14 protein-coding genes and 1 tRNA gene are annotated in these 14,013 nt (G+C 62.8%); 9 read left to right on the top strand and 6 right to left on the bottom strand.

The window, feature by feature from the left end:
• Positions 1-110: 110 nt before the first annotated feature.
• The 3 genes from metX (at position 111) to AC3DET_RS09610 (ending at position 2,208) form a co-directional block, all read left to right on the top strand.
• The gene (gene metX, locus AC3DET_RS09620) at positions 111-1,238 is read left to right on the top strand and encodes a homoserine O-acetyltransferase MetX (protein ID WP_488391724.1); all 1,128 of its coding nucleotides are present in this window, start codon (positions 111-113) and stop codon (positions 1,236-1,238) included.
• Positions 1,239-1,477: 239 nt separating this feature from the next.
• Positions 1,478-2,065, top strand: coding sequence for a cysteine dioxygenase family protein (locus AC3DET_RS09615; protein ID WP_488391458.1), 588 nt, complete (start codon positions 1,478-1,480; stop codon positions 2,063-2,065).
• A gap of 57 nt (positions 2,066-2,122) precedes the next feature.
• Positions 2,123-2,208: transfer RNA gene (locus AC3DET_RS09610), tRNA-Leu, on the top strand.
• Between the two features lie 446 nt (positions 2,209-2,654).
• Here AC3DET_RS09610 and AC3DET_RS09605 read toward each other — a convergent pair.
• Complete coding sequence (locus tag AC3DET_RS09605; protein WP_488391457.1) at positions 2,655-7,670, bottom strand: RHS repeat-associated core domain-containing protein; 5,016 nt, start codon at positions 7,668-7,670, stop codon at positions 2,655-2,657.
• 486 nt (positions 7,671-8,156) lie between these two features.
• Between AC3DET_RS09605 and AC3DET_RS09600 the strand changes: the two genes are divergently transcribed.
• Positions 8,157-8,765 (top strand): PD-(D/E)XK nuclease family protein, encoded by a 609-nt coding sequence (locus tag AC3DET_RS09600; protein ID WP_488391456.1) that lies wholly within the window; start codon positions 8,157-8,159, stop codon positions 8,763-8,765.
• Positions 8,766-8,882: 117 nt separating this feature from the next.
• On the opposite strand, the gene AC3DET_RS09595 is transcribed toward AC3DET_RS09600, so the two are convergent.
• Positions 8,883-9,269 carry a hypothetical protein gene (locus AC3DET_RS09595; protein ID WP_337730967.1) on the bottom strand — a complete coding sequence of 129 codons (387 nt, stop codon included), beginning with the start codon at positions 9,267-9,269 and terminating at the stop codon, positions 8,883-8,885.
• A gap of 202 nt (positions 9,270-9,471) precedes the next feature.
• On the opposite strand from AC3DET_RS09595, the gene arr reads away from it, so the two are divergent.
• Positions 9,472-9,873 (top strand): NAD(+)--rifampin ADP-ribosyltransferase, encoded by a 402-nt coding sequence (gene arr, locus AC3DET_RS09590; protein WP_488391455.1) that lies wholly within the window; start codon positions 9,472-9,474, stop codon positions 9,871-9,873.
• A 156-nt stretch (positions 9,874-10,029) separates the two neighbouring features.
• Here the strand turns inward: arr and AC3DET_RS09585 are convergent, their stop codons facing one another.
• From AC3DET_RS09585 to AC3DET_RS09570, 4 genes are read right to left on the bottom strand one after another with little or no spacing between them, the layout of a single operon-like run.
• Positions 10,030-10,368: a YciI family protein gene (locus tag AC3DET_RS09585; protein WP_337730969.1), complete on the bottom strand. Its 339-nt coding sequence runs from the start codon at positions 10,366-10,368 to the stop codon at positions 10,030-10,032.
• Between the two features lie 47 nt (positions 10,369-10,415).
• The gene (locus AC3DET_RS09580; protein WP_192201365.1) at positions 10,416-10,634 is read right to left on the bottom strand and encodes a hypothetical protein; all 219 of its coding nucleotides are present in this window, start codon (positions 10,632-10,634) and stop codon (positions 10,416-10,418) included.
• Positions 10,635-10,672: 38 nt separating this feature from the next.
• Positions 10,673-11,089, bottom strand: coding sequence for a VOC family protein (locus AC3DET_RS09575; protein WP_488391454.1), 417 nt, complete (start codon positions 11,087-11,089; stop codon positions 10,673-10,675).
• The gene (locus tag AC3DET_RS09570) at positions 11,086-11,514 is read right to left on the bottom strand and encodes a helix-turn-helix transcriptional regulator (protein WP_488391723.1); all 429 of its coding nucleotides are present in this window, start codon (positions 11,512-11,514) and stop codon (positions 11,086-11,088) included. Before AC3DET_RS09570 ends, AC3DET_RS09575 begins: the two co-directional genes overlap by 4 nt.
• A gap of 173 nt (positions 11,515-11,687) precedes the next feature.
• On the opposite strand from AC3DET_RS09570, the gene AC3DET_RS09565 reads away from it, so the two are divergent.
• From AC3DET_RS09565 to AC3DET_RS09550, 4 genes are all read left to right on the top strand, one after another.
• Positions 11,688-11,951, top strand: coding sequence for a hypothetical protein (locus AC3DET_RS09565; protein WP_488391741.1), 264 nt, complete (start codon positions 11,688-11,690; stop codon positions 11,949-11,951).
• 262 nt (positions 11,952-12,213) lie between these two features.
• Positions 12,214-12,366, top strand: a complete 153-nt coding sequence (locus AC3DET_RS09560) for a hypothetical protein (RefSeq protein ID WP_337730972.1) — start codon at positions 12,214-12,216, stop codon at positions 12,364-12,366.
• A gap of 102 nt (positions 12,367-12,468) precedes the next feature.
• Positions 12,469-13,617, top strand: a complete 1,149-nt coding sequence (locus tag AC3DET_RS09555) for a two-component system sensor histidine kinase NtrB (RefSeq protein WP_488391453.1) — start codon at positions 12,469-12,471, stop codon at positions 13,615-13,617.
• Positions 13,614-13,973 (top strand): response regulator, encoded by a 360-nt coding sequence (locus AC3DET_RS09550; protein ID WP_192201371.1) that lies wholly within the window; start codon positions 13,614-13,616, stop codon positions 13,971-13,973. The genes AC3DET_RS09555 and AC3DET_RS09550 overlap by 4 nt, the downstream gene beginning before the upstream one ends.
• The last annotated feature ends 40 nt before the right edge of the window (positions 13,974-14,013 follow it).

Here is a 14,013-nt window from a genome sequence, read left to right as displayed (position 1 = left end):
CTCCCCGCCTGCGGGGAGTGGGAAACAGCGCATCACGGCATTCAACATCCGCAACACCACGATGCACCGATGAAATGGCATCGCCCCGCCGCATTGCCTACACTGCGGCGATGACCGAATTCATCCCCCCCGGCACGCGCTTCCATCCCCTGCCCTCGCCGTTCCGCATGAAGCGCGGCGGTGCGCTGCACGGGGCGCGGATGGCGTATGAAACCTGGGGCAGCTTGAACGAGCGCCGCGACAACGCGGTGTTGATCGTCACCGGGCTGTCGCCGGATGCGCATGCGGCGCGCAATCCGGGCAACGAGGCGGAGGGCTGGTGGGAAGCGATGCTCGGCCCCGGCAAGCCGATCGACACCGACCGCTGGTTCGTGGTCTGCGTGAACTCGCTCGGCAGCTGCAAGGGCTCGACGGGCCCGGCCTCGGTGAATCCGGATACGGGTGGCCTGTACCGCCTCGACTTCCCCGAGCTGTCGGTGGAAGACGGCGCCAACGCGGCCTTCGACGTGGTGCGCGGGCTGGGCATCGAGCAACTGGCCTGCATCATCGGCAATTCGATGGGCGGGATGACCGCACTGGCCTACCTGCTGCTGCACCCGGGCGCGGCGCGCACGCACATCAACATCTCCGGCAGTGCGCAGGCGCTGCCGTTCTCCATCGCGATCCGCTCGCTGCAGCGCGAGGCGATCCGGCTGGATCCGAAGTGGAACCACGGCCGATACGACGACGAGACCTATCCGGAATCCGGCATGCGGATGGCACGCAAGCTGGGCGTGATCACCTACCGTTCGGCGCTGGAGTGGGATGGTCGCTTCGGTCGCGTGCGACTCGAATCGGACCGTCCGGACGAGGAGCCGTTCGGGCTCGAGTTCCAGGTGGAGAGTTACCTGGAAGGCCATGCGCGCCGCTTCGTGCGCCGCTTCGATCCCAACTGCTATCTCTATCTCAGCCGATCGATGGACTGGTTCGACCTGGCGGAATACGCCGGTGAGGACCGCGCCGATGGCGACGTGATGAAGGGGCTGGCCAGGATCCGCGTGCAGCGTGCGCTGGCGATCGGGGCGGCCACCGACATCCTGTTCCCGCTGCAACAGCAGCAGCAGATCGCCGAGGGGCTGACGGCCGGTGGGGCGCAGGCGGAGTTCCTGCCGCTGGAGTCGCCGCAGGGGCATGATGCCTTTCTGGTGGATTTCGAGCGGTTCGGACCCGCAGTGGCAGGGTTTCTGGCGGAGATCTGAGCCCTCGCTGTTCCCTTCTCCCCGCGCAGCGGGGAGAGGGTGCCGAAGGCGGATGAGGGGCGAGCGCGGCAAACACCCGTGCGCACACCTATCCGGTCTCCGTTCACCCCTCACCCGCCCGCTGGGCACCCTCTCCCCGCTGCGCGGGGTGAGGGAACGGCCAACCCATCCCGCACCGCACGACGCCCTCCCCGCTCCACGCGGCTAAAATGGGCCCACACTTTCACCGGGCTCGCCCCATGACCCTCGATTTCCCCGGCGCCGACAAGCTGATCGCGTCGCTGGACGCCGCCGTCGCCCTCGGCGATGACCGTGCCGTCACCGATGCGCTGCGCAAGTCGCTGTGCGAACTGATCTGCGACGAGGACGTGCATCTGCCGTCCTGCGTGCTGGAGCCGATCTCCGACCATTACGCGCGCCGCGAGCTGTACACCAGTCCGGAGCACGGCTACAGCGTGATCGCGATGACGTGGGGCCCGGGCCAGGGCACGAAGATCCATGATCATTCGGGCATGTGGTGCGTGGAGGGCGTGTGGCGCGGGCGCCTGGAGATCACGCAGTACGAGCTGGCGGAGCACGACGATGTGCGCTATCGCTTCGTGCCGGCGGGCACCATCGAGGCCGGTACGGGCTCGGCGGGGAGCCTGATCCCGCCGCACGAGTACCACACCATCCGCAACCCGAGCGACAAGGCGATCGCGGTGAGCCTGCATGTGTACCAGCGCACGATGGTCCGCTGCGGCATCTTCACGCCGGAGGAAGAGGCCGGCTCGGACGGCTGGCAGCGCCGGGGCGAGCGGTTGCTGGGGACGGACCAAGTCAACTGAGGCGTAACCCCTGCCCCTGTCGGCGGGGGCCGGGGTTCGGCTATACTCCGCGTCCGCGCCGAAGTGGCGGAATGGTAGACGCAGCGGACTCAAAATCCGCCGCCCTTAAAAGCGTGTGGGTTCGAGTCCCACCTTCGGCACCAAGATCAAACCCCGGGCTTCCGGGGTTTTTTCGTTTCTAGCCCCCCCCCCCCCGAATAGCTCACAGGAGGGGCCGAGCGAAACACCCAGCTCAAGACTTCAGATGTTGGGGTTCGCAAGCTCATCCCGACCTATCGTGTTGGCATAGCTACATGCCCTGACCCTTGTTTGCTTTTACCAGACTGCGGAGAATCTGACCGCGAGCGCTATCGAAAACAAGCCGAATATCACCACTTCCGCAACGGCAAGGGTAGCCGTCATTAGTCTCGCCAGGACCAAGATTACTCGACTCGCTGCAAACACCAAAGACGAAAGTCCTACATCGACCCAAAAATTTTGCTGATCCGCTCCAGTTGATAGAACTGGAGGTATTGTCATGAAAAGAGACAGGAAAAAAAGTAGTACCGCTGATATCGGCGCCGCCCTACCGAGAAGCAGCGTCTTTTTCTCACCAGTACCAGTCGACATATTTATCCCTCCAATCGGTCCGTTCCGGCCTCTTCACTTCGTGTGTGGGCGTGGACGACGTTTTGCTTTCAGCGCCCTTCGTCCCAGGAGGATACATCGGGTCACGCCTAGGAAGATTACCAAACTCAATCCCCCAATCATCAGCGTTCTTTGCTCCATTCTGGATAGCCCAACGCTTGAAGCTTTCTGCCAGCCCCAACTCCGGCGAAATGGAATTCCCAAAGCTGATCCCAGCTGCATTGCTAGAGAGGTCTTCTGGCGAGAATCCGCTCCTGTAACTATCCCCCCACTCCCTGCTCCACTGAACAGCCTCATTGGCAACCCCAGCCGCGCGCACAAACTCAGAGTTCAACCCATCGTCATAAACCATCGATGCGGTGCGCGCGAAGTGCCTCAGATCGACCCATCCAAAAGATTCCGTATAGAGGTATCTCTTGACATTAGTAGTCTTCGATTGACGCGCCTCTAAGCCCTTTAGATCCATGACGCCGAGTGCGTAATAGACAGTATTCCAACCTGTTGCATGGGCTTGGTTTGGCGCCCGTCCATCCGGATCAGTAAAGCGGTAAGGATTGTTGGCGGCATACCTATAACGATTGAACATCCCCACCGGATCGCCATCTGCTGTCACTGGATCCACCGACAGAAACAGCCCCACCTGCGGGTCGTAGTACCGCTGCTGCATATACGTCAGCCCGGTGGCCGCATCCTGCACATGCCCGGTGTAGCCGATGCCCTGGTAGTTGGGCTTGCCGATCACGGCACCGTAGGGCTCGTAGTCGTTCCGTTCGATGACGGTGCCGGCTTGATTGGTCACCGCGATCGGGCTGCCCAGCGCGTCGGTGTGCTTGAACAGCGATTGAAGAGACTGCGTTGAGTGCGTCCAGACCCTATCGGCGATCAAGCTCCCAGCGAGATAGATGTGCTCGAAATTCTTTCCCGCGCGATAGTCTTCCGTGTAGAGCACCTGCCCCGACTGACTGTACTGTGATGCAATCAAATTGAGAGACGTCCCCCAAGCATTAACACGCCGACCTTGGGCATCGTAGCGGTACCACTCTGGCCCACCGACAGCCCCGGTCGGACCATATGCTTCGCGCAGCCGATTGCCGTAATCGAAGGTGTACTGACTACCGTTCTTGTTGGCCAGATTGCCCTGCACGTCGTAGCCGAAGCCGATAGTGGTCGCACCCGCGCTGTTCTTGATGTTTCCAAGTCGATTCTGCGCGTCATAGACATACTCGGCATAGTCCTTCACCCCTGGAAGCTTCCAGGATTTCAGGTTGTCGATTGCATCGTAGGTGAAACGATGCCAGCAGTCTCCGCCAAACATGCAGGAGCCGGCATCAGTCAGGCGATCCAGACCATCGTAGTGCAGCCATCTGCTGTAGGTGCCGTCATTCCTTCCCGGCGTCTCATCGGCAATCACAGAGACATTGCCGTTGGGATCGTAGAAATAGCTCAAGTCGGAAACGCCACCACTACTCAGCACTCGCTGAGGTAGCTGGCGCGCATTCTGACCCATTGAATGCACGATGCCATTGCCATAAGTGAACTGGTTGATCGCGCCGTTGGGGTAATAACTTGCACCAGACGCGTAGTAGTAGCCGGACTGATCGCGCGCCTGAGTTGCCTGCCCTAACGCATTGGGGGCGTAGGTGATGACAAGACCGGTCGGGTAAGTTTGCGTGGCCAAGCTTCCGTTGGCGTCATAGCCATACCCCAGACCCCATACATACCAGTTCGGCTGATGAATCGACTCGCCGGTCAGCATGCGTCGCTTGTTGTAGACGTAGTCGCTTACCACCGGCGCCCCGCCTCCGGCGTCATTCCATACCGTCACCTGCGAAGGCAGGCCATCCGGCGCATAAGTCCAGAGCTGATTGCCTCGACCATCGGGGAATAGCAACTGATGCAGCCGGCTCCGAGCATCGTAGTACCGCGTGACCTTCCGCCCCGAATCCCGCCCAGCAATGGTGTCGCAGCTGGTCGTCCCCATCAGATGATGCAGGCCCGCTGCGCTCCATTGCAGATTCCCCGCATTGTCATAATCCATGATGGTAGCGCCCGTCTCGGGCTCCACCACTTTACAGAGTTGCTGGTACGCATCGTAGATGTAGTGCCGCCAAACCTGGGTGCTGGCATCGGCATTTCGACGCCGCAGAGCAGTGACTTTGCCATGCGGATCGCGATATATCTCCGTCGACGCGCCCTCCGGATGATCGATTCCGGCCGGGGAACCGTAGGCTGGCTGATCAAAAGCTTGGTAGATAGTCAGTGACTGTTTACCACGTGGATTGGTAACACGGGTCATGAAGCCAGCCAGGTACTCGGTCGTCGTCGTCAACAGGCTAGGCGACAATTCACTATCTTGGGATACCGATGTTACGCGTCCAAGCGCGTCGTAAATGGTGTGGACACCCTGGGATTCGTTGGGCCTATCGACACCTCGCTTGGGGTAGGACTGGAAGATCACCTTCCCATCATGGTCGTATCTTTTTACTACTTGTGACAGTGTGCCGCCGATGTCGGCGTAGTCTAGAGACTCCTCCAACACAGGCCGCCACATTGCGTCGAAGTAAGTATTTACGTGACGATCACCAAGACGACGACGCAGCGTCCAGTGCCCTGGCGCCAGCCCATGCTCGTCATGCGAGATTGGAGTGAAATAGAAGTACTCGGTGTTCCACGCCGTGCTATCGCCCGTTGGATACACGATGCTGGCCAGCCTGCCCATGGCATCGTAGCCGTAGCCAGTTGTGTAGCCGTTCTCATCGGTAACCGAGGTAATCCAGCCGTTGTCGTTGACCACCGCTGACTCCACCGCACCCGCAGGTGCTTCCGGTGTAGGCGGATACTGGATCACCTGCGGGATGCCACGCTTCCAGTTGTTGGCGGCAGTGACGTTGTTGTTGCCATCCTTGACTGTGGCCACCGTGCCATCGGCGTTATACGTCAACGTCTGGATGAGTCTGCCGGAGCTCGACTGCGTCACGGGTAGCGACGTCGCCGGATCAAAGGTCGTAGACGAAACCACGTCTCCATCGCATGCGGTACTGGCCGGGTTAGACAGAACACAGGCAACGCTCTCTGTTTGGCCCAATATCCAACCGGCCTGGCTATCCCGATAGGCCGTCACTTCGGTCTTCGCGTATGCATACGCGCTCGTGTTGAAGCGCTTTACGCGAAGCGGCCTGGCCAACGCATCGAACAGCTCTACCTGGTACTTGAAATCCACGCCGTCGCGGGTCGTCGTGGTGCTCAGCTGCGGACGGTGATACTCGGACACGAAACCATCGAAGTTCTCACGCAGGCTGTAGCCAAAGCGTTCCGGATAGACCTGCGGCGCCATGCTCAGGTCGAAGGTTGAAACCTGCACGTCCATGAGCGGCGTCGTGGTACTGCCCCGTTCCACCCGCAGAAGCTTGCCTTCGTTGTAGCGATAGCTGTTGCCATGGAAGTACTTGGTGCGCTCGTCATTGGGACCCAGCACCAGCGTTTCCGCGCGACCGGCACATGCGTCACTGGTGCAGATCGGTTCGCCACAGGACGTGCCCATCGGACACGGCGTCAACATGTCGCCGCCCGGATAGAACTGGTAGCTGATGTTGGGCGTGTAGGTGTAGTTCCACTCCGACGCCGTCAGACCCGGCCCTGTGATGCGCTTTTTCGTCAGCGAATACGCCTCGTAGGCAATCGTCCATTGATTGGTGTCGTCGTTGGTATTGGTGCCGAACTCGCCACCTACATCGAAGTTCTGGCATGCCACGGGCACGTTGCTGCGGCCGTGCCTCAACCACCCGACCGTAAACGTTCCGGCTGCACCTGAGGGATGCTGGATCGTTCCTGATACCTCCGTAGGACCGATCGGCCCGGAGAGACGCACGAAGCAATCACGCGTGGGCTCGTTCGCGGCACCCATCGGATACTGGATCGTCGCCGAGGTGAAAGGGGAAAAGCCGATCGTCCACTGCGCCCCATCCGGCTGTATGACAGCCGACAGACTTCTTCTCGTGCCGGCGGCGACGTACTGGTACGTCCAGGTACGTGTCCCCTGCACCACAGTGGCGATATGCCCCTGTCCATTGTAAGTGATGGCCAATTGACGCCCATCGCTGGACACGATGCCGGTCAGCCGACCGGGCGCATTCCAGGCATTGGTATACGTGTATTCGACCGTATTGCCGAAGCGATCCTGCACCTTGGTCGCATACAGCACGTTCTTGCGGCGCGCGATATTGCTGCCGCCATTCGCACTGCTCAGGTTGGGCTCGCGGTACTGGGCCATCCAGTCGAACCAGTACTTCGTGCCATCCGGCGTGATCGCCAGGAAGCCTTCACCCGTCGTGTTCTTGATGGTGGGCAGGCATGACACATAGGTCTGGCCCGTGGTCATCCAGTAGTAGGGCCCGCCTGTCGATGGCAGATAGGCGCCGGGGCGCACCTGGAGAAGCTCGCCATCCGCACCGGGCACATTGAGCGTGTTGCCTTGCCAGAAGTCCCAGACATTGATATCCCACACCGGCGAGGGAGGCGAGACCTGATGCGCAGGCGCCGAACAACGGCGTCCGGGATCGCCGGGCACCCGGCTCTGCCAATTGGAAGCAAACGAACCGCTGATGCTGGGCGCATCGATATCCCAGTCCGCCATCATCTGATCCGTTACGGTCTCGTATCGGTTCTGTACCGAGTAGGACCGGGAAATACCGACCGGCAGTGCGTTGTTACCCGGGATGGCCACATCGGTGGCCGTAAACGACAGCGACCCGTTCGCGAGATTGACCTGATCGCCGAACAGGTCGGATTTCAGCGCGGCTGCCTGCTTGGCGGACTCGACACGCTTGTCGTATTCGTCCCAGGGATACTTGGAGGGCGTCTGCGCGGATGCATCCAGCCCTGCGCCCGCTCCCAGCATCAACAGTATCCATCCCGCTGCCCACTTGCGCGCAGTCTCCATGACGCCCCCTGCCTTCTTCTCCTTGGCGGATCCCGTCATGGAATCCGCACCCCTGTCACCGAACATACCGTCGGCGTGCGACGGAAGAAAGTGGCGGCACCACGTAAATGCATGAAGTTGATGTCACGCCTGTAACAACGCCCCCCATCACTACAACCAGGCCTTCGATACAGCCCAAAACAAATGGGGCCATACGGCCCCATTTGCTCTGCGCTTACGCAACAAACATCGGCAACCCTCACCCCGACCCCCGCTCTCCTCCCCTGGCTCCCCCCTCCTCCGGCTCCACCCTCGCCCGCCTGCCTTGAACCGTACCGACAGCTGCTTGCGCAACGAATCCCGGCCTCCGCTCTTGCCCGCCAGCTTGAGCAACTGATAACCCTCCACGCTGTTCGACATGATGTCGCTGCCCAGCGCCATCTCGGCGGCCAGCATCCGCTGGTACAGGCGCATCACCAGTACCGTGCGTGCCCGAGGCGCCTCTGCCTGCTGGGCGTATGGCATCCCGAGTCGCAGCCTTTCGAGATGCGCCACTTCGTACCGGGGCAGCGGCTGCGGGTTAAGTTCGCGAACATCGGGTTCATCGCCACGGGAGATATCGCGCCCATCGCCATAGGGAAATGGCCCCGCCACACGTCTACCGTGGTGGATGGGCGCTATTCGCGGCCCGTGCACTGTCGGACGATGATCAAAGACCACCCGAATCCGTACATCCAGGCCTCGCTCCACGAGCTATCCGCTGCCCTGCATCGGTGTGCAGACCAACTGCAGACGGCGAATGGGACCGTAGAGCGCCAGGACGTGGCACACCTGCTCCTCGCCGTCGCCAAGCGCCTCGCCCCCAAGGACAAGCGCCTGGGAGAGCCGGCCAATCGCGTGCGTGCGGGTGCAGACGTCCTTACAGAGTTCTGGCCACGCTACGAACTCGAGAAGCGCGCAATTCGCTGGCACCTGTTCCACCAAGCCGCCGAGGCCGCCGGACTCACGCCTGCGGACTTCGGTGCGTACTTCACACTGACAGGGCGGCCCCTGACGGACCGCGTCCTGGAAAGCGAAGATGGCTACCGCGAAGCCCTGGATTGGATTGAAGAAGCCCGCCGTGCAGGTGACTGGGCCTCTCGCCAAGTTGAATAGAACCCCAGGTTGGGCCAGGAAACTGGGGGCAGAGTGCAATTGCTTCCGGACGACCGGTGAACCTCGCGACGCCGTAGCACCGCGCAGGCCGGGTGTCAGTCATCAGCCAAGCGCCCTCTAAGGCTCGCCCTGGAACACCAGCGTCACCTTGGGCCTCGCCGGGTCACCCGCGCTGTACTGCGTCTGCGGAAAGTCGGGATAGTCCGGGTAGCTCGCATGCAACGTGTCGTTGGACCGCCAACGCAGCTTCAGCGGTGCGTGGTCGAAGGGGGCATCGAACCCGGCAACGCCGGTGGAGGCCATGCACTCGGCCTTGCGCGAAGACTCCAGCACCGTCACCTGCGTGCGCCGGTAGGTGGTCAGGCTGCAGCCGCAATGGCGCAGCTCGGCTTTCAGCGTACCGTCGGGAGATGGCAGCGTGTCGACGTATTCGTCCACACAACCGCAGGCGGTCAGGCCGCATAGCAACACACACGAAACCACGACGCGGGACAGCTGCTTCATGACTGACCGACTCCCAGGCGACACGACACTCCTGCCCCCATCCTGCCAGCCATTCGCGCCATCGCAAAGCGCACAAAAAAAGGAGGCGCGCTGCGCCTCCCACCCTTAATTTATATAACGCCCGGGGGCTTGCGGCAAGGCCCGCCGCGGGCTGCAGTATCGCCGGCCTGTCGATATGGCAGGCCACCGGAACACCACCCCCATGCGCGATACCGAGATCTATTACCACGGCACCAAGGCGAAACTGGCGCCCGGCGACCTGATCGTCGCGGGCTGCACTTCAAACTTCGGAAAGCGCCGCATCGCCAGGTACATCTACTTGACCGCGATGCTGGAAGCAGCCACATGGGGCGCAGAGCTTGCGGCCGGCGAAGGCCGCGGACACATCTACATCGTCGAGCCGACCGGCCCGTTCGAGGACGATCCCAACCTCACCAACCAGCGCTTCCCGGGCAATCCCACCCGGTCATATCGGACGCGCGATCCGCTGCGTGTGGTCGCCGAAGTGAAGGGCTGGATCGGCCACACACCCGAGCAACTCACCACCATGCGCGATCGCCTGGCGGAACTGGATCGACAGGGCGTGGAAGCCATCGAGGACTGAGGGCGACTGCCTCCGCATAGCGCGCGGCTAGCGGAAAACACACGCCATAGCCTGTGCTGAACGAAGTGAAGCCCAACATCGCGCATCGTCCGACGCTCCGATGTTGGGTTTCGCAGGCTCAGCCCAACCTATCCCGCTGACCGCGCGCCTACCGCCTCACGACGCCGGATCGAACATGAACACCCGCAGCTCCTGCTCGCATCGGCACGCCTTCGCGATGCGCGCCGCCCAAGCGATGGCCTCCTCGCGGGATGGCAGTTCGAGTACGGTGAAACCGCCGTTGAGCGGCGGCGCCCACGGGTATCCGCCTTCGGCGAAAGCGCCATCGCCCGACACGAGCACCGGCGCCACGCTCTCGTCGATGCCTCCGCCGAAGACGTACACCCCCGCGACTTTCGCCTGCTCGATCACCGCGCGCGAATCGCGGCCGGCCGCTTCAAGTTCGTCGCCGGATACGACCATCGCAGCACTGGGAAAGGAAATCAGATACTTCATCGGGCGTCCTCTGCTGGGCGGGGTGATGGAACCGGTCGCACGTCGATCTACCCGCTGCGTGCACCGCTGCGGCGCTTGCCGAGATACGGCAGCGCGAACAGATATAGGCCCGTGAGCAGCAGCAACGCCAACGGCAGCAACGTGAACAGGCCGACATACAGTGCGATCTTTTCCTGCCCCATGACCAGCAGGTTGGCGATGACGGCCAGGGTGAAGGTGATGGACAGCCAACGATGGAACTGACGGATCCACGCGTTCCCGTTCATTGCGATCTCCTGTGCAAGCGACACGATGGCGTGGACGCTCAGTGCGCCGCGCGCCGGGACTCGATCATCTTCCAACCGTTCCCCGAGGGGTCGCGGAAGTTGGCATCGACATTGCCGTAGCGCGCTTCCGGCGCCTGGGTGAACTCCACGCCGTTGGCGCGCATGCGCTCGTACTCGGCGTGGCAGTCGTCCACGTTGAGCACCAGCGGCGGCATGGCGCCCTTGGCGACGATCCCGTTGACCGCCTGCGCGGTGGCGTCGTCCAGCACCGGCGGCTGCGCCTTGAACAGGCCGAGCTGCACGGATGGCTGGTCGGGATGCTGCACGGTCAGCCAGCGGTAGTCGCCGTTGCGTACGTCGGTGTGCACGCGGAACCCGACCTTGTCGACATAGAACGCCAGTGCTTCATCCTGATCGCGGACATACACACCGACCACCCCGATACCCTGACTCATGGAACCTCCTGCCTGGTTGAGGGCGCTTTTGTATCACCGCCCTCCTGCCGCCGCTTCTCCGAAACTGCGGTGGTGAGGCCGGGCCTGTAGGCAGCGCTGACATAGCAGTGCGGAACGCATTCCAGCGCGTGACGGGCGGCCTGTTCACGCGCACGCAGTTCGCCTGGGCTCTCGCCCGTGATGTCGCGAAAGGTGCGGCCGAACGTGCCCAGGCTGCTCCAGCCGGTCTGCAGGGCGATGTCGAGGATGGGCGTATCGGTGTCGCGCAGCAGCGCCTTGGCGCGCTCGATGCGGCGCGTCAGCAGGTAGCGGTGCGGTGGAATGCCGAAGGCTTCCTTGAACGAGCGCGCGAAGTGCGCTTCGGACACATGGCTCACGCGCGCGAGGCGTTGCACCGGCCACGCCTCGTGCGAGGCGGCATCCATCCGGTCCTTCGCGCGCAACAGGCGGCGCAGCAGATCGGGATCCTGGCCCGTGCGGCCTTGTACCGGCGTGCTCACGTGTCGTGTTCCATGGCTGGCGGTTCCCTTTCCGGCGTTTCCGGGCGCACGATACTCCACCCCGCGCCCTGCGCGCCCACCTGCCCAGGCGCCACGCCATGACCCGGCCTTCCACGCCCTACGCACCGATCAACTGCGAATTCCACGACGTACTGGAAACCACGGCGACCCGGCGCAGCACGGCATCGATCCGGTTCATGGATGAAGACGGCGTGCAGCAGCAACGCAATGCACGGATCATCGCGCTGTATGCGAACGGGGGCAGCGAATACGCCGAACTCGACACCGGCGAACGCATCCGCCTGGACCGGCTGGTCTCGGTGGATGGCGAAGTGCTGGCGGACTACACGCCGCCGACGTGAGCGGGAGCGCGCGTTCAGGCGCGCGGGGCTCAGGTGAAGCCCGCGTTCCTGTGCGGTGCTGCGTGCTCTGCGGTGTGCGTCGTCACGCGTCAGGAACGCCATTCATGCGAGGGTGACGCACACCTGAGGGGAAATCACCGTGTCCACGCGCATATCAGCACCTTTGCCGGATGGCTTCTCGTGGCGAGTGGAGGATCAACGACGAACCCTCGTCTGCCACGGCCAACCCATCGTCGAGATCGGCCCCGAACGACAGGGATGGATGGCCAGGATCCTGATCTCCGGCAAGGGCATTTCGCAGGAGCAGGTTGCGGTACGCTCGCTGGATGCCGGTTCGGGCTGGGCCGCACGCTGGATGCTGGAACGCCAGACCGCCCTGCTCCGTGCGGTCGCGGAACTGCCCCCCGCGTCCTGACGCAAGTGCTCGCCGGCCATGCCCGACACGTCGAAATCCGCCGCCCGAACCGATCAGCGCGAAGCTCCCGATTCCGATCGCGACGCCGCGCATATGGATCCCATGCCGGACAGCGGGACCGCTGACCAGCTTCCGGACATCGAAGAAAGGCAACTCAAGCGTCTGATCGATGGCGTCGTCGACTTCGCCATCTACATGCTGGACACCGAAGGGTATGTGCGCAGCTGGAATACCGGTGGCGAGCGCATCAAGGGCTACACCCGGGATGAAGTCATCGGCACCCACTTCTCGCGCTTCTACACCCCGGATGACATCGCCAGTGGCGCACCCGCGCGGGGACTTCGTATCGCACGGGCGGAAGGACGCTTCACCGCGGAGGGCTGGCGCGTGCGCAAGGATGGCTCCGCGTTCCATGCCAGCGTGGTGATCGACCCCATCTGGCAGGACGACGTGCTGGTCGGCTACGCGAAGGTCACGCGCGACATCACCGACCGCCTCGAACACCAGGAACGGCTGGAGCAATCCCGCGATGCCCTCCTGCAGTCGCACAAGCTTGAAGCCATCGGCAAGCTGACGCTGGGCCTGGCGCATGACTTCAACAACCTGCTCAACATCATCATCAACAGCCTGGAACTCGTGGATCACTACACGATGCAACCCAAGGCGAAGAAGCATCTGCAGGGCGCGATGCGGGCGGCGGAGCGTGGCGCGCTGCTCACCCGGCAGTTGCTGACCTTCGGCACCGGACGCGTGCTGGTGTCGGAACGGCATTCCGTGGCCACCGTCATCCACGATGCGATGGATACGTTGCGGCGCGCATGCCACGACGGCGTGACCCTGCATGCCCGCTTCGATGACGACCTGCCCGGGATCGATGTCGACCGCGAACAACTGGAGGCCGCCCTGCTCAACCTGGTGTCCAACAGTCGCGATGCGATGCCTGCCGGAGGTCACATCGCGATCACGGCGACGCTGCGAGACTGCGCGCTCCCGCACGCTGCGGATGCGCCACCCAGTCGCTTCATCTGCATCCAGGTCAGCGACAACGGCGAAGGCATTCCGGTGGAAGACCAGGCACGCGTGTTCGAGCCTTTCTACACCACGAAGGAGGTGGGCAAGGGCAGCGGACTGGGCCTGAGCCAAGTGTTCGGGTTCGCGCGCCAGTCCGGCGGATTCGCGGAACTGAAAAGCGCTTCCGGCGAGGGCACCACCGTTTCCCTTTGCCTTCCCGTCCCACGAGATTCCGAATGACCGACGCCAGACGCCTGCTGCTGATCGACGACGAAGCCGACCTGCTCGACATCCTCTCGGATGCGTTCGAGATCGCCGGGTTCGAGGTCGTGACGGCCATCGATGGCCAGAAGGCCATGGCATGCCTGCATGACGGGACGCACTTCGATGTCGTGATCTCGGACGTGGCCATGCCGGGCCACATCTCCGGCATCGATGTGGCCCGGGAAGCCGCTGCCCTGCATCCCGATGCCCGCGTGATCCTTGCCTCGGGCCATCCGCGCGCGGAACTGCCGCCGCTGCCGGACCGCGTGCGCTACCTGCCCAAGCCCTACCGGGTCACCCAGCTGCTGCAGACGATCAACGCTGCGGACTGAACACCGGGTCGCGGAGGCCTGCGCGCAGATATATTTCGTC

The organism is Pseudoxanthomonas sp. 97-1-1 (assembly GCF_057773125.1).
Note: the sequence above shows the minus strand (reverse complement) of the source record. Positions and strands in the feature narration are given on the sequence as shown.

What these genes read in the sequence shown, in the direction of transcription:
- AC3DET_RS09595 (WP_337730967.1), bottom strand. Translation starts at nt 9,269, where the DNA reads ATGAAGCAGCTGTCCCGCGTCGTGGTTTCGTGTGTGTTGCTATGCGGC.
- metX (WP_488391724.1), top strand. Translation starts at nt 111, where the DNA reads ATGACCGAATTCATCCCCCCCGGCACGCGCTTCCATCCCCTGCCCTCG.
- AC3DET_RS09615 (WP_488391458.1), top strand. Translation starts at nt 1,478, where the DNA reads ATGACCCTCGATTTCCCCGGCGCCGACAAGCTGATCGCGTCGCTGGAC.
- AC3DET_RS09600 (WP_488391456.1), top strand. Translation starts at nt 8,157, where the DNA reads ATGCGCCACTTCGTACCGGGGCAGCGGCTGCGGGTTAAGTTCGCGAAC.
- AC3DET_RS09575 (WP_488391454.1), bottom strand. Translation starts at nt 11,089, where the DNA reads ATGAGTCAGGGTATCGGGGTGGTCGGTGTGTATGTCCGCGATCAGGAT.
- AC3DET_RS09550 (WP_192201371.1), top strand. Translation starts at nt 13,614, where the DNA reads ATGACCGACGCCAGACGCCTGCTGCTGATCGACGACGAAGCCGACCTG.
- AC3DET_RS09570 (WP_488391723.1), bottom strand. Translation starts at nt 11,514, where the DNA reads ATGGATGCCGCCTCGCACGAGGCGTGGCCGGTGCAACGCCTCGCGCGC.
- AC3DET_RS09585 (WP_337730969.1), bottom strand. Translation starts at nt 10,368, where the DNA reads ATGAAGTATCTGATTTCCTTTCCCAGTGCTGCGATGGTCGTATCCGGC.
- AC3DET_RS09555 (WP_488391453.1), top strand. Translation starts at nt 12,469, where the DNA reads ATGCCGGACAGCGGGACCGCTGACCAGCTTCCGGACATCGAAGAAAGG.
- arr (WP_488391455.1), top strand. Translation starts at nt 9,472, where the DNA reads ATGCGCGATACCGAGATCTATTACCACGGCACCAAGGCGAAACTGGCG.
- AC3DET_RS09560 (WP_337730972.1), top strand. Translation starts at nt 12,214, where the DNA reads ATGGCCAGGATCCTGATCTCCGGCAAGGGCATTTCGCAGGAGCAGGTT.
- AC3DET_RS09565 (WP_488391741.1), top strand. Translation starts at nt 11,688, where the DNA reads ATGACCCGGCCTTCCACGCCCTACGCACCGATCAACTGCGAATTCCAC.
- AC3DET_RS09580 (WP_192201365.1), bottom strand. Translation starts at nt 10,634, where the DNA reads ATGAACGGGAACGCGTGGATCCGTCAGTTCCATCGTTGGCTGTCCATC.
- AC3DET_RS09605 (WP_488391457.1), bottom strand. Translation starts at nt 7,670, where the DNA reads ATGACGGGATCCGCCAAGGAGAAGAAGGCAGGGGGCGTCATGGAGACT.